Here is a 23,686-nt window from a genome sequence, read left to right as displayed (position 1 = left end):
CATGGATTCGCAGGCCGTCAGTCAGCCCGCCCTGGATGGCCTTGCCCCACGCCGTCGTTCGAACAGCAGTCGAAGGAAGCCTCCGCGCCGACCGGCCGATGGACTCCCTGTGGCACGGGTGGTGCTGGACGTGCAGGCCACCCATCTGGGCGGGACCTTCGATTATCTGGTGGATGCCGACCAGGACGATCATGCACAGCCGGGATGCCTGGTTCGCGTCCGGTTCGGGGCGCGCAGGGTCAACGGCATCATCTGGGAACGCGTGGCAGACAGCCAGGTTCCCCGCGCATCCCTGCGTTTCCTGGAGCGGGTGGTGCTGGATCGCAGCCTGATCTCACCTTCCCTGCGCGCGGACATCACTGCCATCGCCAGAGCCTATGGGGGCACCGAGGCCAACATTCTGCGGCTGGCCCTTCCCCCTCGTGTGGCGCGTATCGACAAGGAGCAGCAGCTGGTTCCCGGTCAGCCCCGATTGGCGTCCGACCCCGCCTGGGTGGCCGGGCTGGCCCAGCGACACAAGGATATGAAACAGCGGATTGATCCGGGCTATCAGGGGCTGGAGCATCTGGATCAATCACTGGAGGATGATGTCTTCGCCGCCTTTTTGGCTGACATTCTGCCTGGCATGGACCAGGCCGCCCTGCTGGCTGCCAGGGTGCTGATAGCCGCCCTGCTGGCCGGTAGATCGGCGGTCATGGTGTTGCCGGGCACCCGTCAGGTGGTCCACCTGTCTGCAGTCCTCCAGCAACTTGGGTTGCGCCCCTTTGGCCCTTCTGTCACCGCAGGTCCTGGCCAACAGGAGGCGCGCGGCTGGTCCGGGGATTTCGCCATTCTGGACAGCGGCATGGCTCCTGCCGAGCGCTACAGGGCCTACCTTGCCCTGGCTTCCGGTCAGGTCCGCTGCGCCATCGGGCTGCGGGCTGCGATGTACGCCCCGGTGGAGGGTCCAGCCCTCTTCGCTATGATGGACGATGCCAGCTACCAGTATGCCGACGGGATGATGCCATACGCCAACGCCCGTGGGGTGTTGAGGCTGCGGGCGCGTGCCCATGGCGGCGTCTTCCTGGCCATGGCCCGTGCCAGAAGTGTGCGTTCCCACTGGGAGAGTCTGCCCGAGGCTGCCGAAGCAGACTCTGGCGTGACCGGTCCAGGCACCGCTTTGACGCTTGACCGGCCTGCGGTGACGACCCTACAGCCTTGGATTCGCTGGCTGAACCGGGAGGAACTGAGCCATCTGGCCGACCCGACCATGGGCGCCCGGGTTCCTCATACCGCTGTCGCTGTTATCAACAAAGCCTTGGAGCGTGGCCCGGTTTTGCTGTCCATTCCTCAGGACGGCATTTTCGAAAGCCTGAGTTGCGCTCGCTGCCATCATCAGGCTCGTTGCCCGCGTTGCACCGGACCCCTGCGGGCCAGGCGGCCTGGCGCGCCGCGATGCGCCTGGTGCGGGGCTGCGGCTACGGACTGGTCCTGCCCGGATTGCGGGAGCTCACGGCTTCGGGTGGTCAGGGTAGGCGCCGCCGGGACGGCCCAGGAGCTGCGCATGCTCTTCAGAAACGTGCCCATCGTCATCTCTTCGCCCAACCAGCCCCGTGGGGTGGTCGAGCGTGTACAGGATCGTCCCAGTCTGGTCATCGCCACCCCGGGCGCCGAGCCCAGGGTCGTTGGTTCGGGCGTCGATGGCAACAATACAGACACTGGCGATTCGCATCTGCCTCGGTTGTCGCGAGGATACCATGCCGTGGCCATTCTGGACGCCTGGACCAGCCTGTATGCCCCTGGTGTCGATGCTCGTATGGACACCCTGGGAGCCTGGATGCGCGTGGCCTCCTTCTGCCGCTCCCGGGCACAGGGAGGTCAGGTGCTCCTGCTGGGGGAGTGCGATCCTCAGCTGGCCCAGGCGCTGATGACCTGGCAGGGGCCGGTGTTGGCCGCCGCCGATTTGGAGGACCGTCGGCTGACCGCCATGCCCCCTGCGGTCGGCATGGCTGCAATCTGGGGCGAAAGGGAGGCCGTCGTCTGGATGTTGGACGCCGTCGGGATTGCGCCGGGTCAGGAGGCTGTGGCGGATGCTGGCCCTGAGCCTGTCCCTGCCCTGCTTGGGCCTGTGCCCATACCGGCGCCGTCCACGCTGAAAGCCGGCTATCTGGAGGGAACCCAGGACAGGGTGCGAGCCCTGGTCCGGGTGCCCACCGGCCGCCGGGACAAGCTGGCTGATGATCTCAAGCAGGCTCAGGCCAAGTACCTGGCCGGCCGTGGGCGAGGAGAGCTGCGCTTCCGGATGGATCCCAAGGATCTGACTTGATTGGCGCTCCAGGCGGATATGCAGGGGGTCTATGCGACGTGGTTTCATGAGGGAACGCAGTCAAAGGTGTATAAGAACGAACTCAGGAAAGGCGGAGAGCCATGAAGGGATGGCCGGGCGAGATCCGGGTTGAGGCAGATGTGATCCAGGCTGGGCAGGAAGCAGCTCAGGCCCAGGGTCAGCCCATTGAGCAGGTCATCTTCGACTTCGGCAACGTCCTGATTCGTTGGCAGCCCGAGATGGCCATGGTGGCCCGATACGGGCGCGGGAGCATCGAAGCCCTGCTGGACGACAACCGTTCCGGCTTCTACCGGGCCAACAACATGATGGACGGCGGAGCCACCTGCGCCCAGGCCCGTGACTGGGTGGCCGCCAACTGCGGGTCACCCTGGGATGACATGTTCGCCTACTACTGTGACCACTTCGTCGATTCGCTGACCGGCCCGGTGCCCGGTGCCCGCATGCTGGTGGATGATCTGAAGGCGGCAGGCTTGGGTGTATGGGGGTTGACCAACTGGGGCGCAGAGCTCTTCCATTACGCCTGGGACGGCGACTCCTTCCTGCATAGGCTGGACGGGGTGGTGGTCTCCGGGCCCATCCACATGCGCAAACCCGACCCGGCCATTTACCGCTATGCCCTGGATCAGTTCGGAATCCAGGCTGACAGGACCCTCTTTGTGGATGACAAGGGTATGAATGTAGTCGGTGCCAACAAGGCCGGCATCCGCAGCCTGCGATTCAGTGACCCCTATGGACTGCGCACCGCTCTGATCGAGGCAGGGGTGAACATTCCTCAGGTTCGGTGAAGGCGCGGAGGTCCGAAGTCGTCGGATGAAAAGGAGATTGCCTATATGGTCATGACATTGCTGTTCGCGGGCACGCCTCAGGTCGCCTTGCCATCTCTGAGATTGTTGGCGGCCGATCAGGAGCATTTCCGGGTTGCTGCCGTGCTCACCAGACCCGACGCTCCCCAGGGGCGTGGAAGGCATCTGCATCCCAGTCCGGTCAAGGCTGAGGCCCTGAAGCTGGGGATTCCCGTTCTTGAAAACAACCCCTCCGATCCGGATTTTCCGGCACGGCTGCAGGATACTGGTGCCAGCTGTGCAGCCGTCGTGGCCTACGGGCGGATCCTGCGCCAGCCGGTCCTGGATGCCTTTGAGGGGGGCTGGTACAACCTGCACTTTTCCCTGCTGCCGCAGTGGCGGGGGGCGGCTCCGGTACAGCGGGCCATCTGGGCTGGGGATACCATTACCGGCGCCACGGTCTTTCGGCTGACGGCCGGTATGGATGAAGGGCCAATCCTGGCCCAATCCACCGTGGAGATCGGGCCGCACGAGACCTCGGGCGAGCTGCTGGATCGCCTGGCTGAGGATGGATCCCACCTGCTGGCTGCCAGTTTGGAGGCCCTTGCGGAAGGCCGGATTCAACCGAAGAAGCAGACTCAGGGCGCTTACCAGGTGGCCGCCAAAATCACCCACCAGGATGCCCACATGCGTTTCGATGTGCCCGTCTTCGCCCTGGACCGACAGGTCCGGGCCTGCAGCCCGGAACCGGGAGCCTGGTGTCTGTATCGGCAAGGCGATGACCCGCAGGACAGGCAGACAGGGCTGACCGTGCTCAGGGCGGCACCAGCCCGAGGGGATGAGCCCGGTCTTCCCTTGCATCTGGAGCCGGGTCGGCTGGCCATGGACCGTCGCCATCTCTGGGTGGGTACCAAGACCCTGCCCTTGGAGCTGCAGATGGTCAAGGCTGCCGGCAAGCGCGCCATGAAGGCCATGGACTGGGCCCGTGGAGCTCGTTTGGAGGACGGAGCCCGCTGCAGCTGAGTCCCTCCGCCCGGCTGGCTGTCCAGGCCGAGCGGGGCTCCCAGGGCGGACGAAGGAGGGAAGTCATGCAGTCCGATGATGTTGAGCAGGCTGAATCTGCCAATGACCAGGACCAGGCCGCTGATCGGCGCAACCGGGCCCTGGCTGCGGCGCTGACCAGGGCTGCCAAGGAACTGTCCAAGGCCAAGAGCCAGTTGGCCCAGCTGGGCCAACCGCCCTTGACGGTCGCCCTTGCCCTGGGCGTGGATTCCGTCGCCTATGACAGCCAGGGGGTGCAGCAGGCCCGTCTGTTGATCCTGAACGGTTCCAGGCGGATGGTGGTGCCCCTGGCGCCCGATATCCACGCCGAGCGGATCAGGGCCGGCCAGGAGGTTCTGCTCAATGCCGATATGGTGGTGGTGCGTGTGGGCGATCAGCCGGTGACCGGTCAGGTTCGCACGTTGCGGGAGACCTTGGAATCCGGAGCCTTGCTGGTGGAAGACCCCTCCGGACAGACTCGCGTTGTTGCACGCGCAGGGTCTCTGCAGGACCAGCCCATCGAGGCGGGTAGCGCCTTGCTCATGGACGAAAGCTGTTCGATGGCCCTGGCTGTTCTGCCTGAGTCGGACCGGTCCGACATGCTGCTGGAGGAGACCCCCGACGTGGACTTCTCGGATATTGGGGGTCTGGACAGGCAGATTGAGCGGATTCGTGATGCGGTCCAGCTGCCCTTCCAACATACCGATCTGATGCGTCGTTATGGGCTTCAGGCCCCCAAGGGTGTTCTGCTCTACGGGCCGCCCGGAAACGGCAAGACCATGATCGCCAAGGCCCTGGCTCGCGCCCTGGCCCAGGAGAGCGACGGCCACGGGATCTTCCTGTCGGTAAAGGGCCCCGAGGTGCTCAACAAGTTCGTGGGGGAGTCGGAACGGCTGGTCCGCCGCCTGTTCGCCAGGGCCCGCAGCCTGGCAGGCCAGGGTGGACCGGTGGTGGTCTTCATCGACGAGATGGATGCCCTGCTGCGAACCCGGGGATCGGGCATCTCGTCGGATGTTGAGACCACCATCGTCCCCCAGTTCCTGACCGAGCTTGACGGTGTCGAGTCCCTGGACCAGGTCATGGTCATCGGTGCCTCCAACCGCATCGACATGATCGACCCGGCGGTTCTGCGCCCAGGACGGCTGGATGTCAAGATCCGCATCGACCGGCCCAACAGGACCAGGTCCGCCGCCATTCTGGGCAAATATCTGGGTTCCGATATGCCCATGGAGGATGATGCCAGTCCGGAGGAGCTGATCCAAGTATTGGTCGATGGACTCTTCGCACGGGATGCTGACCATCTGCTGGGCAAGGTCATGGATGCCACGGGCCGCTGGCAGCCCCTCTACCTGGAGTCTGTGGTCTCCGGCGCCATGCTGCACAACCTGGTTGATCGGGTCAAGACCATGGCGGTCAAGGCCTCCATCGAGCAGGGTCGACAGGTGGGTCTTGACCGTGGACTCTGCACGAGGGCGGTTCGTGGGCAGTATGAGGACACTCTGGAGGAGCTGCGTGGCCAGGATCCGGACCGCTGGGCCGATCTGGCCGGACTGCGTCCAGGGCAGGTCCAGGAGGTTCGCCCGGTCGACGGGCCAGTGGAGCGGTCATGAATGCCGGGCGGGTTATGGGCACCGAAACGGAGTATGCCATTGCCGACCCCCAGGATCCCGGCGCTGATCCGCGTACTTTGGCCCTGCGTCTGGTAAGGGCCGCTGCCCAGCCGGACTTGGCGCACATCCGCTGGGACTACGGGAATGAGGATCCGGTCAATGATGCCAGGGGAGGTCGGCTGCCACGTTCAGCTGCCGCTCCGAGCATGCTCACCGATGCGCCTGGTGCCCGGCTGATCGATGTGGCAGCTCCCAATGGCGCTCGGATTTATGTGGATCATGCCCATCCCGAGTATGCCTCGGCGGAAACCGTGAATGCCTTCGATGCGCTGGTCCAGGACCGCGCGGGGGACCGGATGATGGCCCTGGCCGCAGAAAGGGCCGGAGGCCTGGCTCTTTACAAGAACAATGTGGACGGCAAGGGTGCCGCCTGGGGATCGCATGAGAACTACCTGATGGATAGGGCGGTGCCCTTCGCCAGGGTGGCGGCCCTGATGACTATTCATTTCGTTACCCGGCAGATCTACACCGGTTCGGGCAGAGTGGGCCTGGGGCCCAGGAGCGAGGGGGCTGGCTTCCAGCTCAGCCAGCGCGCCGACTATCTGACCAGCCGGATTGGACTGCAGACCACCTTCGGACGACCGATCATCAATACCCGGGACGAGTCCCATGCGGGGCCGGGCAGCCGCCGTCTCCATGTGATTGTGGGCGATGCCAACCGGCTGGATGCGCCCCTTATCCTCAAGCTGGGGACCACCGATCTGCTGCTGGCGCTCCTGGAGTCCGAGGGGGATTCGACCCGTCTGGTCGATGAACTGCTGGATCGCTGGACGCTGGATGATCCGGTGTCGGCCCTGCACACGGTTTCCCGTGATGTCACCCTGACCAAGTCTTTGGCCTTGGCAAACGGAGGATTCGCCGATGCGCTGACCATTCAAGGGGCCTTGCTGGATGCGGTCCGACAGGTCAGAAGGGATGCCGACCGGCCAGGTTGTGCCGACGACCGGGTTCTGAACCTCTGGGGCCAGGTGCTCGAGGATCTGGCTCTGGTTCGTTCTTGCGACGACGAGGCCCGTCTGGCCATGCACGATCAGGCAGGCAGGCTGGAATGGCTGCTCAAGTGGCAGCTCTTGGAGCGTCTGCGCCGCCGTCGGTCCCTATCCGACTGGTCGGATCCCCGTCTGGCGGCCCTGGATCTGGCCTGGGCACGGGTGGATCCCGGCCGTGACCTGCCCTGGCGACTCAGAGGATCCGTTCTGCAACTGGCCAATCCCGACCAGATCACCAGGGCCATGGACCAGGGCCCGGAGCAGACCCGGGCCTGGTGCCGTTCCCAGCTGCTCCACCGTTGCCCTGATGTGGTCAGGGCAGTCTCCTGGAGTCGTGTCATTCTTGAGGAGCAGGGACCTGAGGAGGAGTCTAGGATCAGGGTCGTGGACCTGTCCGATCCGCTGGGTCACACACGGTCTTCCTGCCGGGATGGCCGCGACATATACTGCTCATAGCGCAGAAAATAGTCCGATATCAGACCGGACGACCACCGGTGGACCACGGTCGGCAATGCCTCGACCACCCGTTTGAAAGAGAAGAGAAGTATGGAATTGCGCGATTTGGCCATGCAGGCCGCCACCATCGCTGTGGAGGCCGGCCGTCATGCCCTCCAGGACCAGATCAATCCCCACGATCCCCGCTCCACATCGGCCATTGGCCAGGGCACCCAGTTCTCTCCGGGCATTGACACGCGTCTGATCCGTTACTGCCGGACCAAGATCGCCGCCCTGGACCCCATGGATGGCTTCTGGGAGGAGGAGGCCGGCAACCGCCGTCCGGGCGGCCGCTACTGGTGCCTGGGCCATATCGACGGTCCGGTCAACTACGTACGCAACATGGCCGAATGGACGCTGACCATCTCCCTGTTCGCCGTGGATGAGAAGGGCCACGCCTCACCGGTCCTGGGCATCGTGCATGCCCCGGTCCTGGGCCTGACCTATCTGGCAGCCAAGGGCCAGGGCGCCATCAGGATCCGACGGACCATCGTGGGCGACAAGCGGGAGAAGATCATCCCCTCCACTATGACCACCCTGACCGGATCAGTGATCAGCTTCGGCATGTCCTACTTCCCCAACGAGTCCGAAAAGGTCCTGCAGATCGTCTCGCGCATGGCCGGCAAGCCTGCCGACATCAAGCGCGTCGGTCCTGTCTCGCTGGATCTGTGCCGGGTGGCGGACGGAAGCTACGACGCCTATTTCGAGCCGGCCCTGCACTCCTGGGACATCCCTGCTGTCTCTGCGGCGGCTGTCGTGGTCCGGGAGGCCAAGGGCACCCTCTGGCGCTGGGACGGCGGACATGTGCGCTGGGAGGGCAGCAACGACGTGGTGGCCACCAACGGACTCATCGCGGAGGATTTGAACACGTATCTGAGCGGGCGCTGATACGCGCCGGGAAGGAGAGTGACCATGGCTGAGGCATCCCAGCAGGGGCGGCGCATGGCAGCCGGGCAGCAGCAGGAGCAGGAAGAGGATCTGCCGCAGACCGGTGCACAGGAACAGGGCCAGACGGCTGGATCCGACCTGGATGCCGTCCTGGATGACATCGAGACCACCCTGGAGACCAACGCCAAGGAGTATGTGCAGGGCTTCGTCCAGAAGGGCGGTCAGTGATCCATGGCGGAAGGGCAGGGGCAGGGGACTGACTCGGACTTTCACAGGATATTCGGCATCGAGACCGAGTATGGACTGAGCCTGACCGGTGCCAGTGCCCCCTACGCCGCCGGCAGGGTGGCTATGGCCATGTTCCGCCCTCTCATTGATAAGCACGGATCAACCAACATCTATCTACCCAATGGTGCCCGGCTCTACCTGGACGTGGGCTCCCACCCGGAGTATGCCACAGCGGAGGCCCGTGATCCGCTGACAGCCCTGACCCAGGTGCTGGCCGGGGAGCGGATCATGGCCGACCTTGCAGATCGCGCCCGGAATCGTCTGGCGGAGGACCTGGGCAGGCCCGTCAAGGTTCACGTCTTCGCCAACAATGTGGATGCCCAAGGCCATGCCTTCGGCTGCCATGAGAATTACCTGTTGGACCGGCGAGTCCCCTTGGACATGGTTGGAGCCTGCCTGGTCCCCTTCTTGGTCACCCGGCAACTGATCACCGGGGCGGGTCGTCTGAGTCCCGATGGGTTCCAGCTCAGCCAGCGGGCCGACTTTCTGGATGAGGCGGTCTCCTCGGCCACCACCCGTGCCCGTCCCATGGTCAACACCCGTGACGAGCCTCTGGCTGATCCCGAGCGATGGCGTCGTCTGCATGTGATCGTAGGGGATACCAACCGGTCGCCGCTGGTCACTTGGTTCAAGATGGCCAGCACCCACCTTGTCCTCAATCTGATCGAACAGGCCTGCCGTCGGGGCAGACGGCCAGACCTGGTCGACTGCGCCCTGGCTGACCCCGGTGCAGCCGTCCGAGCCGTCAGTCGGGATCGGACCGGCCGGGTCACCCTGGACCTGCAGGCTTCCACGAAGACCGGTGGCATCAGCGCTCTGGGTCTGCAAGAGGCCTATTGGTCGGCCTGCAAGGCCTTGGTCGACCAACAGGAGGATATAGGTATCGACCGGTCCCAGGCTCTGCGTGCCCTGCGACTTTGGAGGTCGGCCTTGGATGCGCTGGACGAGAGACGTTGGCAGGATCTGGCTGACTGGGTGGACTGGGCCGCCAAGCTGCGCCTTCTCCAGGGCCTGAGTCGACGAGGCGCCGGACGGGATCTGGAAGAGGCGCTGGACCTGGACTATCACGATCTGAGCGCGGGAAGGTCCTTCCCCGGCCTGGTCAGGCATGGGCTCATGCGTTCACCGGTCGACGACTCCGAGGCGCAGCGCGCCATGGACCAGCCTCCAGAGGATACCCGGGCCCGTCTGCGTGGCGACTTCGTCCGTATGGCGGACCGGGGAACGCGCACATGGTCATGCGACTGGAGCCACCTGGTCCTGGGTGGTTCCCACCGAGTCGAGGTGGCCCTGCCCGATCCCTTCGACCATCTGGGGCCACCCCGATACCACTCCCTGATGGACTTCCTGAGGGGTGCTGCAAAGCCGAGTGCCTAGGGTCCGGTTTGCACTGCTGATCATCCGTCAGGTCTTGCTGTAAAAGGAAGGGCCCCGGCATCCGTGGATGGATGTCGGGGCCCTTGCGGAAAGGCTGGTTTCACTTCTTGTTGGTGACGGCCTTCTTCAGCAGCGAGCCAGCAGAGATGCGCACGCCATAGCTGGCCGGAATCTTGATGGTCTCACCGGTGCGGGGGTTGCGTCCGGTACGGGCGGCACGCTTGACACGCTCGGCCGAGAACAGACCGGTCAGCTTCAGACCCTCACCGGACTTCATGGCCTCGACGAAGACATCCTGGAAGGCGTTGACAGCAGCTTCCGCCTGAGCCTTGGTCAGGTTGGACTTCTGTGCAATCTTCGAAACGAGATCAGACTTGTTGTATGCCATAGAACATCCTTCTTTCGGGGGCCTCCCACTGCTTGATTTGGGGAAAGCCCAACGGTCAATGACTGATATTAGCGCAGATTAGGCCCAAACACCGCATTTTCCGGGGGTTTTCGACATTTCACCACGCGATTTTTGAGGCCGTCGGGATTGGGACTGCCCGAAGGTTCCTCAGATGCGATTATGGCTGCTCAACCAGCGCATGGCCAGGGCTCCCAGGGGGATGCGTAGCCAGTAGGTGGCCACCCGGAAGACCAGGGTGGCCGATATGGCCACGCCCGAGGGAACACCTGCCAGGCGGAAGGCGGAGAAGAGCACTGCCTCTATGGCCCCCAGGCCGCCGGGGGTGGGGACGGCCGAGCCTAGTGTGTTGGCCAGGAGGAAGACGAAGGTGGTCTCGAACACGTTGGTCCTGCATCCGAAGGCCATCAGGGCGGCCCAGAAACTCATGCCCAGGGCGGCTGACTGCAGCACGGCCCCAAGCACGGCCACCACCAGCTGCCTGGGCTGGGTCAGAATCTCCACAAGGTGGCGGGCGTAGGAGGCCACGATGGGCATCAGCCGTTCCATGACCAGCCGCCGTGTGTATGGGATGGCCATGATCAGGGAAGCGATGATGGCGACCGTCCCGATGACGATGACCAGGGTGTTGGTGGGGATCATCCCGGATAGGGTGTTGCGCCCTGTGAACAGCCCAATGACGATCAGCAGACAGAAGGTGGTTGCGAACTGAACTGCCACCACGGCGCTCATGATGGCCGTGGCCATGGTGTTGTCGTAACCGTCCCGCCGCAGGAACTGCAGGTTGACGAAGGCCGGCCCCACCCCTGCGGGCATGGAGACCGAGGTGAACGAGGAGGCGACCTGGGACAGGAAGATGCCCTTGAAGTCGCGTTTGGCCGGGTCGATGAAGACTCCCAGGGTGATGGCGCAGCCCACCCAGGACAGTGACCCCAGCAGGAAGGAGAGTCCGGCCATCCAAGGGTTGGCGTTGCGGACGGCGCTGATGACCTGGGGCAGGTTGAACTGGGTGATGATGACCGCCACTGCCACCACCAAGAGGGCCAGGGCCACGAAGCTTCGCAGGCTGAAGCGGGAAAGGGTCACCTGGCCGGTCTCCGCCACCGACTCAGGTGGAGCCAGAGCCCGCAGCTGTTTGCGAAGGTCTGCCAGAATCTGCCGATCCCAGCCGGGCAGGGACTGGGTCTGTGAGGGAATGGCCACCATCTGGCAGAAGGGCGACAGTCCGGCCAGGGTCTTGACCCCCCAGGAGGCACGGGCGGCCTCGATGGCTTGGTCCACGCCGATCATCGTGGCAACCAGGGCCAGAAGCTGGATGCGGTCCAGGGCGATGTTGGCTTGGGAGCTGGCGCTGTCGCCGTTCTCCCAGCCGGCGATGACCATGGAGCCCGACTGGTCCATGGCCAGAGTCTCCGGGCGGATGCGGCGGTGTGTAAAGCCGCGATCGTTGGCGCGGCGGAGGTAGTCCATCAGCTGCTTGGCCCTGTCCGTGTCCAGGCTTCCAGGTTCCAGGGGCCGAAGGTGGACGTCATCCTCCAGGACCAGAATTGAGGATTCCGCGCTCTCCGCCAGGCCATAGGGGTGCAGGGCGGTCAGCCCCAGGTCCCGCAGTTCAGCCAGCATGGCCATGTGGTGCTGCATGGAGTTTCTGACCGACCGGTCCCGGCGCATGGAGACTCCGGACAGCTTGATCCACTGCCAGAGCTGCATCAGATAGCCCATGGTGTGCAGCTGACCGTCCATGACCGACACCGTGTAGGTGCGGCCATCCCTGTCCTGGGCTCTGTAGATGCGGGAGGCCTCGATAAGGTCGTCGGCGAGGGCAGGCAGGGGCTGGCCATCGGCATCCAGACTTGGATCCTGACGTTCCAGACTGGCGGTTTGGATGCCGATGGATGCTATGGCCTGTACCACTCCCTGTCCCCAGGCGCCCTTGTTCTGTGTGCCCGCCAGGTATCGGACGACCATGCCCATGATCCGTCCCAGAATCAGCGAAACCAGAACCCCGCTGGCCGAGTTGGAGGATATGGCGACCATGATGACGGCCACAATATATAGGGCGTTCCATCCCCACTTGACCGAGCTGCGCAAGCGACGGGGTCCTGCTGCGCTCAGGAAGGCAGCCAGACCGGCATAGAAGTCGGGAAGCAGGACGGGTGACCCTATGGCGTTCTGGGAGCTGAATGAGGCAATCAAGGTCGGGTTGCCCGCCTTCAGAATCAGGTTGGAGGTCAGCATGACCAGCCCGAACCCTAGGAACATGGCCAGGGGGGCGGTGATGGCCTGGATCCATTCCCTGTTGACCAGCAGGTGGACAATCACGGTCAGGACCACGGTCACGGTCACTGCCTGCTGGAGGAAGGCGGTAGGTACGTCCATGAGCCAGTCCATGGCATTGCCGGCCTGGCGCATGTCCGATTCGACCCCGGCCGCTATGCCCTTCAGATAGACAGCCGCCAGGGTAACCAGGATTCCCAGGATCAGAGCAGCCAAGGCTCGCAGCAGATCCTCGGCATCGTGGACCCGTTGGGGCGGGGTGTCCCGGATGACGACCTGATCCGCCTTGACGGGATCGGCGGAATCGGTGTCCTCGGGGGTTATGGTCGACTGGGACGGGGTCATGGTCAGTCGCGATCGAAGTCCACCAAGGTTCCGGCTGCGCCTGTGTAGGTTGCCGGCGTCAAGGCCTTGAGCCGACTGGCCGTGTCCCGGTCCAAATCCAAGCCATCGATGAAGTGCTCGACATCCTCCCGTCCGATTCTCTTGCCCCGCATCAGCTCCTTGACCTGCTCATAGGGATGATCCATGCCTGAACGTCCCGCCAGTCCAGCGGCCCGCATGGCCGTCTGTATAGGCTCGCCCAGGACCTCCCAGTTGCTGTCCAGCTCGCGGGCCATCAGTGCCTTGTCCGGGTGGATGGTCTGCAGTCCGCCGTCCAGGTTGTCCAGAGCCAGCATGCTGTATCCCAGGGCCGAACCGATGTTGCGCTGGGTGGTGGAGTCGGTCAGATCCCGCTGCCAGCGGGTTTCGGTCAGGGTGGTGGCCAGGGTGTCCAGCAGGGCTCCTGAGATCTCCAGATTGGCTTCGGCGTTCTCGAAGCGTATGGGGTTGACCTTGTGGGGCATGGTACTGGATCCTGTCGCGCCCTTGACGGGTTCCTGGGCGAAGACGCCGCGGGATATGTACATCCAGACATCCACGGACAGGTTGTGCAGGATCCGGCCCAGGTGGGCGATGTTGCTGAAGAGCTCGGCCTGCCAGTCGTGCGACTCGATCTGGGTTGTCAGTGGATTCCAGATCAGACCCATCCGCTCCACGATGAAGGTGCGGGTCAGATTGATCCAATCCACTTGTGGCAGGGCGGCCAGATGGGCGCCAAAGGTTCCGGTGGCGCCATTCATCTTGCCCATATAGTCCTGATTGTGGATTCGGTCCAGCTGCCGGTGCAGCCGATGGACGTAGACCGCCATCTCCTTGCCCAGGGTGGTGGGTGTGGCCGGCTGGCCGTGGGTCAGGGCGAGCATGGGCAGATCCCGGTACTGCTCCGCCATGGTTGCCAGATGCTTCTCGATCCGGGTGGCCTTGGGGAGCCAGACCTGCTCGACCCCGCCTCGGATGCAGCGGGCATAGGCCAGGTTGTTGATGTCCTCGCTGGTACAGGCGAAGTGGACCAGGGGTGTCAGCCTAGGGAGTTGGGACTCGGGGCCAAGGGCTGTGGCTGCAGCCTCCAGGCGGCGGTCGATGTAATATTCCACAGCTTTGACATCGTGGTGGGTCTGGGCTTCGATGCCTGCTAGTTCGGTGATGCCGTCGGCGTCGAAATCCTCGGGTATGGCGCGCAGGTAGGCCTGTTCTGCCTCGGTCAGAGGCTCTACGCCTGGCAGGACCGGGTGCTGGCCGTTGCCCTGGTAGCCGTTGGCCAGCATGATCATCCATTCGACCTCGACCCGCATGCGCTCGCGGTTCAGGGCAGGCTCGCTCAGATAATCCACCAGATCGGCGGTCTGTCTGCGGTAACGTCCGTCCAGGGGATTGAGGGGGATGACTGGGGTGATTCGGCTCAGGTTCATGCCTCCAGCCTAGACGACCGGGTCAACCAGCAGGAAGCGGCATGGGTGCTCCTGGGGGGCCGCGTGTCCCGCTCACCGTCGTAGCCTGCCACGGTAGTAGCGGGTCTCCTGCAGATCGCCCTCGATGGCATGGGCGAAGTGGTCGTCCTGACGTCGTACTGCTGGTGAGTTCTGATCTCGGGCATCAGCCCAGGCCGCCTGCTGGTAGGCCATGCCGTGGGTGGATTCCTTGCCGGGGCCGGCAGTGGTCACTGTCCGGCCGGTCTGTGTCCCACCTGGAGGGGGAGGCCCGCCCGCTCGTCCCCTGACTGTCAGCTGATTGGATCGAGAGGGGTTGTCGGCCCCATCAAGGCTGGAGACCAGCTCTTCGCGCATCTCCACGCTGGTCACCCAGGTGTCAGGCTGTATTTTCCGATGGGCGATGGGCGAGCCGACGGTCACGATGTGATCGAAACTGTAGCGGTCCGAAAGATCCGAGGCCATGGTTGCGGCCACGATCCCACCCTGGGAGTGGCCTACCAGGCTGACCGGATCGTCCGGGCGAACTCCCGCATCACGCATGGCCTGGTCCACCAGACGCAGGGAGGCTGCCCTGTCGCGCACCGAAGCCTTGTCGCTCATGAGCTGGATGTTCTGGGCCCATCCGATGGGGGAGTCCAGATGGGAGCTGGTGCCGGGAATGTAGACCAGCCAGTGGTCCTTGCCGTCGGCCTCCCGATAACGCTGTACGGCGACTGTGGCGTAGGGAATGCCATCCCGGCAGGATCCCAGGATCTCCAGGTTGTGCAGAGCGCCGGCGATGTCGTGGGCCTCGCCCAATCCTTGGCCCTGCGGCTGAACAGGATTCATGGCGATTCGGTCGCCCTGGAAATGAGCGAGTATCAAAGGCATCAAAAGGCCCGGGCCGGTAACCAATCCGCCGATGGGATCATGGTGGTCTGAAGACAGGCCGGATGCGACGGCGGCCAGCAGGGGCTGTTGGATGCTGGCTGTGGTTTCCAGAAATTCCTGGAATTGCGATGCATCCAGGTGGCCGGTCAGTTTGGCCACCCCCAGGCCTAAACCGACGGATCCCAGCATGAACGGGGCAATAGGCTGAAAGACGATCAGGGCCTTGGAGGTCAGGGAGCTCATCAGCCGGTCCATGAACGATTCAGCTTGCGAGTACAGCCCGTAGGCCTTGGTCAGTCGGTCGGCCACAGACTGGAGCCGGGTGCGCAGATCTTCGCAGGCCTGGGCCTGGTCACTGCAGAAGGACACCATCCGATCCATTGGCAGATGGGCATGACCCGGCGGCGGCACGGCAGCCTGGGTGCAGGGGAGGGCAGGCAGCCCCGGCATGATTCTGCAGATGGCCTGATTGGTCAGAACCCACTGGGACTGCATGGTGGCCAAGGCACCACCTGCTTGGTTGAGCCTGTCCGCCATGCCGGTCAGGTGGTCCAGCTCGGTGCGCGTATAGCCGTTGGCGTCGGGGGCAGCGGTGATGGTCCGCTTCATGGCCGGATCTCTTGATCGATCAGGTTCAGGGTGCGGCCTGCCTGGATGCGCTGATCCTGGCAGACGGCATCCATGGCCCGCACCTGGGCCTTATAGGCCTCAGCAGCCCGGCCTTCCCAGTCGACCCTCAGAGCTTGGTCGGCTAATTCACTCAGATGGACCAGAGTGGTTCGCGACTGCCGTGCCATATCGAACAGCATGGCCCGGCAGCGGGCCGCTCTCGCATGACAGGGGCAGGTTTGGGCCTCTTCCGGATCAGTCAGGAAGGATTGCTGTTCGAGGAAGGGACCCAGGGTGGGTAGTGACGAGGATGACCTATACATGTCTCTACTACAACATTGCAATCATCTTGAAATGATCCCCGTAGGGCCATGTGGTCGAATGAGGTCCGGTTCATCTGGCTGTGGACGGATTTACCGCTAATTCTGTCGGTCTGATAGTCATGGGACGTTCGTCTGCATGGGAATCGATTTGTTGGGAAAGAGGGTGGTGGAGTGACTCACGCGAAAGGTTGTGTGGGCCGGTCACCAAGGCTTGACGTTCTTCCCTTGACCCTTGTTGTCGCCCGCCTTGCCTGTCGGCGTGGGGGAGGTCGACGGTTCACTCTGTTGCTGATTGCGCTTGAGCAGATCCTCCACCTCGGCCTCCTGCTGCTTGGTCAGTCCTGAAGAGGACCCTTTTCCGGATTCGTTCTTTCCGTCCTGGGCCTTATCGGCCTTCTGCTTCTTGAGCAGACGCTCCGTGCGGCTGGTCAGCGCAGCGTTGGCAGCACGGTTGGCCTGGGCAGCCTGTCTGGTCTGTGGCAGAATCAGGGGTCCCGGCCGTTCGACCTGGGCGAAGAGATGTTCGGCCTGGTCCTGCAGGGCCTTGATGGATGCTGGATCGGCCTGGGGGTTTTGGGCCTGTCGAACGTTGGTGCTCAACGTGTGCGTGCCTTCGTTATAGGTGGCGATGGCTTTGACGTTGATCAGGCCCCAGGCCCCGGTCAGGGCTGCAATCAAGGCCAAGCCAGCCAAAATCAGGCGCACTCGCAGGCGGCCTGCGTCTCTTGCTCCTTGCCGGGACTTCCTATTCATAGCAGTCTCCTCGAAGTGCGGATCCAGAGCCCCGCCTCAATCAGGATCAGGACCAGCTCCACCAGGGCCAGCGGCCAGACCAGCGGGGTGACATGTTGGCTGACCTGGTCGACCTTGGTCACCCGGTAGCGCTTGGAAGCCGCAGCCGTGGCTCCTTCATCTACCGCGGTTCCCTTGGCCAGGGACTGGTAGTGGCCGCTCATCTCGTCCGCAATGGCCTTGAGGGTTTTCGGGTCCATGGCGGAGATGCCCGGCTGCCCGGTCTTGGGGTCCGTCACCCAGCTGTCGGCATCGCTTCCGCCGACATCGGAGCTCAAGGGCACCATACCGCCCTTGGCCGAGCCGGTTCCCAGCACAAAGGCATCGTCTAATCCCTCCCTGAGAACGCTGAAGGATCGTCGTTCATCGGGTCCGGTCTGTTCGCCGTCGCTGATCAGGTAGAGCAGGATTCGGTCGTCGGGATGCCGATCCCTGGTCTGCTTCATGACCAGACTCAGGCGATCCAGTGGAGCATCCAGGCTGGAGCCGGCGGACCTGGATGTGGGCTCTGTAGCCAGCCCCCTGGCCCAATTGTCCACAGCCCGCACGTCGGGAGTCAGGGGCAGATCGACGCTGGCCGAGGCGCCGAAGCTCAAGGCCGAGAAGGAGGCATCGGGGTAGATGCGTGTCAAGTCGTGGACGGCCGCCCGGGCCGCCTCCAGTCGGCTGATTCCTTCCTGGTCGCCATATCCGGCATCCTTGACAGCCATGGAACCGGTCACGTCAACCGCAATGAAGACATCAGTGGCGTTGACGGCTTTATTGGTGGTCTTGCTGACCGTGCTGGGGGTCATGACCATGAGGGCCAGGATCAGGACCATGGCAGTGCGTCGGGTCAGGGCCCAGCGGTCGGCATCCGTATCCCGACCCTCGCGCAGTCCATGGATGACCAGCGCAATGGCCAGGAGCAGCAGCAGACCCGCCAGTAGGCCGCCGGCCAACCAGCCCAGGGAAGGCTCAAAGGTCACGGACTTGAGTATGTTCATCGCTTCAGCCTCCAGGCCAGGAGCAGATATCCCGACAGCGCCAGGGTCAGGGCCAGGGTCCACCAGCCGGGTGCATCCAGCAGGCTGGACTGCTCCTGCTGGTGGGGGTCGGCTCCGTGTCGATGCTCTATCCGGCGGACCAAGGCGTTGATGGAGTTTCCATCCTGACGTCGCAGGAAAATACCGCCACGGGCTTCGATCAGCCTCTGCATCTGCCGGGTGCTCTCATCCTCGCTGCCCTGGTCCGGTCCCGAATAGAGCCCGTCCACCGCGATTCCTGCGGCCGAGGTCAGCTTGAGTGCCTCCTCCAGGGTGTATGTGGGTTTGCCGGAGACAACGTTATCGGTGGCCAGGACCAGTGAGCTGGACCGTTGGTCGGCCTTTGCCGATCCGCTCTGGTCCTTGGGGGCGAATTGTGGGAGGAGTGCAGCGCAGCCCACCAGCCCGTCGCCGATCAGCGAGGTGGTGTCCCGGCGGTTCTGCGTGCCCTCCAGCCAGTCGCTGATGTCCTGGTACTGTCGTCCGCTCATGGCATCGATGCGGTCCTGGGACTGCACCCCGTCCAGGATCCGTCGTGCCTTGCTCAATTCGGCGGTGATCATCTCGTAGTCGTCGGTCAGGGGGAAGACGGTGCGCGAGGTGGAGTTGAATATGCTCAGAGCCATGCGTTCGCCCCGGAAGTTGCGGACCAGATCGAGGTAGGAGGCGATCACCTGCCGGTCGTAGGGCAGGGTGGAGCCGGACACATCCAGACATAGAACGATATCGCGGTTGTGCCCCTGCTCCAGTGTCCGATCGACCCGGGCGGGCCTTGCGGCCAGGCTCAAAACCATCAGCAGGGCCAGAGCGAGCAGGATTGCGGCGCAGCGGTTCAGTCGCCGCCAGTGCCGCAGTGCCTCATGGCCCTCTTCGGTGTCCAGGTCGCTGTCCAAGGTCCAGACCTGTGCTCCCGGTTCCTGATCCAGCTTGCCGCGACGTGCCATACGGTAGGCCAGCAGGCCGAACGCCAGGGCCAGGACCAAGGCCAGAACCGGCAGCCAGGGCCACCTCCAGGACAGATTGCCTATGCTCATTGCGGCCACCGTTCAATCAAATCCCGTACCCAGTCGGCAGCCTGATCCACTGTGGCATCGGTTCCTGCGCTGTCCCGGGGAAGGGCGAATTCAGGCGGGTATAAAGCATCTATGGTCTGCCGAAGCAGGTCCAGGCCCTTCCGTGTACTGGGCGTACGGGGCTGGGCCTGGATTTCGGCCAAAGTCTTGGACTTCATGTCGCTGTTCCAGGAGCGGGAGGCAAATCCACGCGCTATGGTGGCCAGTGCCGTCATGGCATGGTCGCGGTCCAGCTGGCCCTTGTCGTACCGGGCCACCACCTGATCGATTTGCTGACGCCACGCATCGCGGGTGTCGGAGCTCGCTTGGATCGGACGCTCTTCCTGGTGACGGCGGAACCTGGGCAAAAGAAGGGCCGCGGCAGCCAGGGCCAGGGTCAGTATGATGGCGGCCGTCGTCAGAGCCAGTAGCCAGATGGGCTGGGTCATGGTGGGCATGACCTTGATTCGGCCATGACCGGATGCCAGACGAATCAGGACGACAGCACTCATGCCGTCATCACCGTCCGTCGCATGGGGATGCCTGGTCTTCCGGCTGAAAGCAGGTGGATGAACCTGTTGAACATGGCTGTGCTGGAGTCGGCCCGGATCAGCGAGGCTCCGATTCTGGACAGTTCTCGGCTGAAGGCCTCGATCTGATAGCGTCTGTGCAGATCCACCGCCCGCGTCCCGTTCGCAGTGCGCAGGAATGCCGGGATCTTCCGTCCGCTGGGCGCATCCGTTACCGAGCCCGTAGCGGGCTGCAGGCGCAGGGGATTCATGGTCTCCACTCCGATGAGGTTCAGGGGGTGGGTGGTGGCCAACCGTCTGATGGTCGGAATCAGGTCGACCTTCAATGCCGACTGGTCGGTGGCGATGACCAGCATGGCCTGCCGGTCCTGGATGCCGGCGGCGTAGCCCAGCAGGGCCTCAAGGTTGCGCGGCTGATCCGGCGGTGATTCCAGAGCCCGGTCCAGGGTCTGCTCGAATCGGGCGAAACCGCCCTGGCAGGGTACGCGTCGGATGGCGGACGAATCGACCAGGACCAGATCCACTTCATCGCTGCGGCGCAGGCAGAGGGAGGCGAACATGCACAGGGCGTTGGCCGCCACTTGGATGGCCTGCTCCCCGTCAGGGCATGTTCCTGACATCTCGCGGCCGACATCCAGCAGCAGCCAGACCCTACTGGTGACCAGGCGCTCGCGCTCCACCACCATGGGCCGACCCATCCGGGCGCTGGCGTGCCAGTCGATCATGCGTGTTTCGTCCCCGAACTCGTATGCGCGCAGGTCGGCTCGTTCGTCCCCGCCGCCACGACGGCCGGAGGAGTGCTCGCCCTCCAGCAGGCCCAGGGCCCTGCGCACCGTGGGAAGCCGCAGGCTGGTGTCCAAGGACTCGATCCGCCTGCGGACCGGGTCGCGATCCGAGCGTCGACGGCTCATGGCACCGGCACCGTGTCGACGATCTGATCGATGATGTCGTCGCTGCTGACGCCGTCGGCCTGGGCCTCGAAGGTCAGCAGGATCCGATGACGGAGCACCGAATGGGCCCAGTCCTTCAAATCCTCGGGAATGACGTAATCCCTGCCTGTCAGCAGGGCTCTGGCCTGGCCGATGCGAACCAGGGCGATGGAGGCGCGCGGGCTGGCCCCCAGCCTCACCTGCTCTGCAAGCCCTTGGATGGGTCGCGATCCAGCCCCCCTGCTGGTGGCTGCCAGATCGACCGCATATCGCATGATGGGCTGTGCTACGTGGACCTGCCGGGCCTTCTGCCTGAGGAAGTCCACATCGGCGATGGTCAGTGCATCCCGATCGTCCTTGCCGGGCATATCGGTGCCTCGGCTGGTCAGCATCTGCAACATTCGGATCTCCTGGCCGGCATCAGGATAGGTCATGACGGCCTTGAGCATGAACCGGTCCATCTGGGCCTCGGGCAGGTTGTAGGTGCCCTCCTCCTCGATGGGGTTCTGGGTGGCGATCACCATGAAGGGCCGGGGCAGGGCTATACGCTCGCCGCCGATTGTGGTGGCACCCTCGGCCATGGCCTCCAGCATGGCTGACTGGGTTTTGGCGTTGGATCGGTTGATCTCGTCCAGAAGGACGAAGTTGGCGTGGATGGGGCCCAGCTGTGTGGAGAAGCGCTGTGTGGAGAAGTCATAGACCTGGGTGCCTACCAGATCCGAGGGCATCAGGTCGGGAGTGCACTGGATCCGCTTGAAGCTGCCGGAGACCGAGGTGGCCAGGGTCTGGGCGGCCGTGGTCTTGGCCAGGCCGGGCACGGATTCGATCAGGATGTGTCCTGAGGCCACCAAAGTCAGGATCAGGGCCTCCCGCAGGTTCTCCTGGCCTACCAGAGTCCTCGAAAAGCGGGTCCGGATCCGGTCGGCCAACTGGCGGCAACGTTGCAGGTCGTCCTGGCTGATTGGCGGAACCTGGCGGTCCTGACCGGGCTGAACAGATGGGGACTGACTGGGTCGAGGTGGGAATAATGCCATAGCAGACATGGTAACGGCATTTCCTGACGACTCAGCCGGCAGGACTCAGGTCAGTGACCAGTCCACCGGTTCGGCGCCCATGGCCTCCAGCGCTTGGTTGGCCTTGGAGAACGGACGGGAGCCGAAGAAGCCGTACCGGGCCGACAAGGGGCTGGGATGCGGGGATTTGATGATGGCCGCGTTGGTCAAGAGGGGCTCAAGGCTCTGGGCCTGCCTTCCCCAAAGAATTGCCACCAGGGGCCGGACCTTACCCTCCTGGTCGCGTCTGTCGTTCAGAGCTCGGATGGCGGCGTCGGTGATCTCCTCCCAGCCCTTGTTCCGGTGGCTGGCCGGTTTGCCCACCCGCACAGTCAGGCAGCGGTTGAGCAGCATGACCCCTCGCCTGGTCCAAGGTGTCAGATCGCCGTTGGAAGGTGTGGGCAGGCCCAGGTCGGAGTTCAGCTCGGCGTAGATATTGCGCAGGGAGCCGGGAATGGGGCTGACTGAAGGGTCCACGCAGAAGCTAAGGCCCACCGGATGGCCGGGCGTCGGGTAGGGATCCTGGCCCACGATCAGGACCTTGATGGAGTCGAAGGGGATGGTAAAGGCGCGCAGAATGTTCTTGCTGGCAGGCAGGTAGCGGTGACCCTGTGCCAGCTCGGATCTGAGGAAGTCGCCCATCCGATGAATGTTGGGCTCGACGGGTGCCAGAGCGCGGGCCCAGCCGGGGTCCACCAAAGCGCTCAAAGGTTTGCGCTGGGTTCGGCCCTGGCCTCCTGCTATGGTCGGAGGGTTGGTACCGGTTCGGTTCGTCGGCTCAGGGGGGGTTGCGGCAATTGGCTGGCTGCTGTTCATAAGGTCACTATATCGCTTGGCAGTATGGGCCGGTCAGGACTGCCTCGGCCATTTCAGGGTTGGCGGAGGACGTCGAATGGTCAGTTGAATGTTGACCCGGCGACGCATTACTTATAATGGTTCAGGATCCGGTGGAGCAGAGGAGAGTTCATGGCTAGCACGCGCGACAATGGGACGCAGGCGCGCCCTCAGGTTCATGATGCGTTCGATAACCCTCCCAAGGGCCCGGTCGGCGTGCATCGCGGGCCGCGTTCCCTGTCGGTCAGGGTCCTGCCCTACCTGCTGGTGGTTGTCTTGGCGGTGCTGTGCGGTCTGGGCGTATGGGCTGCGGTCAGCGGCTCCCTGCCCTGGCAGCAGACGCACACTGAAGCCTCCCGGGTCATCAGCAGCCATCTGCCCAAGCGTTCAGCCTCCTCTTCGGCTTCAAGTAGCGCGACCGCTACCGATCAAGCCTCCCAGGAACAAACTTCTGAGCCGTCCACCCAGTCGCCTTCGGCCAGTGCCTCCAGCAGCAGCCCGGCTCCGGTGGTCAACCGGGGCACGCGGGTCACCGTCATCAACGGAACAAGGATTACCGGGTATGCCGGCAAGAAGCGTCAGGTTCTGGTCAATGCCGGTTACACTGCGGTCACGGCATCCAACCCGCAAGGTGCCCTGCCTGGCGTGAGCATGGTCCGCTACCGTGACGAGGCGGATAAGGCCACTGCCCAAGAGGTGGCCAACGTGCTGGGCATCGCCCAGGTGGAGCAATCCTCTGTGGCCTCCACTCCGGTGGAAGCCATCCTCATGCAGTGAGGCTCGGCCAACCTGGCAGCGGAAGAAAACGACGGCAAAACATTCAGAGTTTCGGCTCGGCGTTTTGCAATTGCCCCATAAATGGGCCTAAACTGACTTTGCCGACCAGGCAGATGCGGTCAGTCTCGTATCTGTTGTGACGCGGCACCTATGTTAAGGAAGTTAGTTATGGCACAAGGCACTGTGAAATTCTTCAGCGCTGGCAAGGGTTACGGATTCATCAATCCCGACGATGGCGGCGAGGACGTGTTCGTGCACTACTCGGCCATTCAGTCAGATGGCTTCAAGACCCTTGATGAGGGAGATAAGGTCGAATATCAGGTGGAGCAGGGCCCCAAGGGTCTGCAGGCAACCAAGGTCACCAAGCTCTGATTGTCATCTTCTGTATTCGTCATGGGGGCCCCGGTCATTCCGGGGTCCTTTTTTATGGCACCTTGCCTACATCCGGATGCTGAGCCAGGACTGTGCAGTGTGCGGATTATCTGTCGCCGCTACCGACATGTCAGGGCAAACATGACATACAGCCTGCAGCGTATTTTC

At 63.7% G+C, this 23,686-nt stretch carries 22 protein-coding genes; 10 read left to right on the top strand and 12 right to left on the bottom strand.

Annotated features, from left to right (window positions below; genetic code table 11):
* The first annotated feature begins 1 nt into the window (after position 1).
* The 8 genes from H3S97_RS00655 to H3S97_RS00620 all read left to right on the top strand — a co-directional run bounded on the left by H3S97_RS00655 (position 2) and on the right by H3S97_RS00620 (position 9,856).
* Complete coding sequence (locus H3S97_RS00655) at positions 2–2,305, top strand: primosomal protein N' family DNA-binding protein (RefSeq protein WP_198219321.1); 2,304 nt, start codon at positions 2–4, stop codon at positions 2,303–2,305.
* A 101-nt stretch (positions 2,306–2,406) separates the two neighbouring features.
* Positions 2,407–3,111 carry an HAD family hydrolase gene (locus H3S97_RS00650; protein WP_198219319.1) on the top strand — a complete coding sequence of 235 codons (705 nt, stop codon included), beginning with the start codon at positions 2,407–2,409 and terminating at the stop codon, positions 3,109–3,111.
* 45 nt (positions 3,112–3,156) lie between these two features.
* Positions 3,157–4,131 carry a methionyl-tRNA formyltransferase gene (gene fmt / locus H3S97_RS00645; RefSeq protein ID WP_198219317.1) on the top strand — a complete coding sequence of 325 codons (975 nt, stop codon included), beginning with the start codon at positions 3,157–3,159 and terminating at the stop codon, positions 4,129–4,131.
* 65 nt (positions 4,132–4,196) lie between these two features.
* On the top strand, positions 4,197–5,759 hold the full coding sequence (arc, locus tag H3S97_RS00640; RefSeq protein ID WP_198219316.1) for a proteasome ATPase: 1,563 nt from the start codon (positions 4,197–4,199) through the stop codon (positions 5,757–5,759).
* A complete protein-coding gene (gene dop / locus H3S97_RS00635; RefSeq protein WP_198177486.1) occupies positions 5,756–7,264 on the top strand; it encodes a depupylase/deamidase Dop in 1,509 nt (502 codons plus the stop codon). Before arc ends, dop begins: the two co-directional genes overlap by 4 nt.
* Before the next feature lie 90 nt (positions 7,265–7,354).
* Positions 7,355–8,191, top strand: a complete 837-nt coding sequence (locus tag H3S97_RS00630; protein ID WP_045935548.1) for an inositol monophosphatase family protein — start codon at positions 7,355–7,357, stop codon at positions 8,189–8,191.
* A 24-nt stretch (positions 8,192–8,215) separates the two neighbouring features.
* Complete coding sequence (locus H3S97_RS00625; protein WP_198177487.1) at positions 8,216–8,419, top strand: ubiquitin-like protein Pup; 204 nt, start codon at positions 8,216–8,218, stop codon at positions 8,417–8,419.
* A 3-nt stretch (positions 8,420–8,422) separates the two neighbouring features.
* Positions 8,423–9,856 (top strand): proteasome accessory factor PafA2 family protein, encoded by a 1,434-nt coding sequence (locus H3S97_RS00620; RefSeq protein WP_198219314.1) that lies wholly within the window; start codon positions 8,423–8,425, stop codon positions 9,854–9,856.
* Positions 9,857–9,956: 100 nt separating this feature from the next.
* Here the strand turns inward: H3S97_RS00620 and H3S97_RS00615 are convergent, their stop codons facing one another.
* The 12 genes from H3S97_RS00615 to H3S97_RS00560 form a co-directional block, all read right to left on the bottom strand.
* Positions 9,957–10,244 carry an HU family DNA-binding protein gene (locus H3S97_RS00615; protein WP_015022121.1) on the bottom strand — a complete coding sequence of 96 codons (288 nt, stop codon included), beginning with the start codon at positions 10,242–10,244 and terminating at the stop codon, positions 9,957–9,959.
* A gap of 168 nt (positions 10,245–10,412) precedes the next feature.
* A complete protein-coding gene (locus H3S97_RS00610; RefSeq protein ID WP_198219312.1) occupies positions 10,413–12,884 on the bottom strand; it encodes a lysylphosphatidylglycerol synthase transmembrane domain-containing protein in 2,472 nt (823 codons plus the stop codon).
* Positions 12,885–12,886: 2 nt separating this feature from the next.
* Complete coding sequence (purB, locus tag H3S97_RS00605; protein ID WP_198219310.1) at positions 12,887–14,332, bottom strand: adenylosuccinate lyase; 1,446 nt, start codon at positions 14,330–14,332, stop codon at positions 12,887–12,889.
* 72 nt (positions 14,333–14,404) lie between these two features.
* The gene (locus H3S97_RS00600; protein ID WP_198219308.1) at positions 14,405–15,832 is read right to left on the bottom strand and encodes a PGAP1-like alpha/beta domain-containing protein; all 1,428 of its coding nucleotides are present in this window, start codon (positions 15,830–15,832) and stop codon (positions 14,405–14,407) included.
* A complete protein-coding gene (locus H3S97_RS00595; RefSeq protein ID WP_198180057.1) occupies positions 15,829–16,155 on the bottom strand; it encodes a hypothetical protein in 327 nt (108 codons plus the stop codon). The genes H3S97_RS00600 and H3S97_RS00595 overlap by 4 nt, the downstream gene beginning before the upstream one ends.
* A 201-nt stretch (positions 16,156–16,356) precedes the next feature.
* Positions 16,357–16,908, bottom strand: coding sequence for a DUF6466 family protein (locus H3S97_RS00590; protein WP_198219306.1), 552 nt, complete (start codon positions 16,906–16,908; stop codon positions 16,357–16,359).
* Entirely contained in the window at positions 16,905–17,933 is a 1,029-nt protein-coding gene (locus H3S97_RS00585) for a vWA domain-containing protein (RefSeq protein ID WP_198219304.1), read from the bottom strand. Before H3S97_RS00585 ends, H3S97_RS00590 begins: the two co-directional genes overlap by 4 nt.
* The gene (locus tag H3S97_RS00580; RefSeq protein ID WP_198219302.1) at positions 17,930–19,006 is read right to left on the bottom strand and encodes a vWA domain-containing protein; all 1,077 of its coding nucleotides are present in this window, start codon (positions 19,004–19,006) and stop codon (positions 17,930–17,932) included. Before H3S97_RS00580 ends, H3S97_RS00585 begins: the two co-directional genes overlap by 4 nt.
* Positions 19,003–19,536, bottom strand: coding sequence for a hypothetical protein (locus H3S97_RS00575; protein WP_198219300.1), 534 nt, complete (start codon positions 19,534–19,536; stop codon positions 19,003–19,005). The genes H3S97_RS00580 and H3S97_RS00575 overlap by 4 nt, the downstream gene beginning before the upstream one ends.
* On the bottom strand, positions 19,533–20,465 hold the full coding sequence (locus H3S97_RS00570; RefSeq protein ID WP_198219298.1) for a DUF58 domain-containing protein: 933 nt from the start codon (positions 20,463–20,465) through the stop codon (positions 19,533–19,535). Before H3S97_RS00570 ends, H3S97_RS00575 begins: the two co-directional genes overlap by 4 nt.
* Positions 20,462–21,517 (bottom strand): AAA family ATPase, encoded by a 1,056-nt coding sequence (locus H3S97_RS00565; RefSeq protein WP_408610405.1) that lies wholly within the window; start codon positions 21,515–21,517, stop codon positions 20,462–20,464. Before H3S97_RS00565 ends, H3S97_RS00570 begins: the two co-directional genes overlap by 4 nt.
* 45 nt (positions 21,518–21,562) lie before the next feature.
* The gene (locus H3S97_RS00560) at positions 21,563–22,351 is read right to left on the bottom strand and encodes a uracil-DNA glycosylase (RefSeq protein ID WP_232356198.1); all 789 of its coding nucleotides are present in this window, start codon (positions 22,349–22,351) and stop codon (positions 21,563–21,565) included.
* A 150-nt stretch (positions 22,352–22,501) separates the two neighbouring features.
* Here H3S97_RS00560 and H3S97_RS00555 point away from each other — a divergent pair, with 150 nt between their 5' ends.
* Both H3S97_RS00555 and H3S97_RS00550 read left to right on the top strand, forming a co-directional pair.
* The gene (locus tag H3S97_RS00555) at positions 22,502–23,146 is read left to right on the top strand and encodes a LytR C-terminal domain-containing protein (RefSeq protein WP_198219296.1); all 645 of its coding nucleotides are present in this window, start codon (positions 22,502–22,504) and stop codon (positions 23,144–23,146) included.
* A gap of 168 nt (positions 23,147–23,314) precedes the next feature.
* Positions 23,315–23,518, top strand: coding sequence for a cold-shock protein (locus tag H3S97_RS00550; RefSeq protein ID WP_015022108.1), 204 nt, complete (start codon positions 23,315–23,317; stop codon positions 23,516–23,518).
* Positions 23,519–23,686 lie beyond the last annotated feature (168 nt).

The sequence above is a fragment of the Bifidobacterium choladohabitans genome, assembly GCF_016102005.1.
Lineage (GTDB): Bacteria > Actinomycetota > Actinomycetes > Actinomycetales > Bifidobacteriaceae > Bombiscardovia > Bombiscardovia choladohabitans.
The sequence above is the reverse complement of the archived record's forward strand: the minus strand, read 5'-3'. Positions and strand labels throughout refer to the sequence as shown.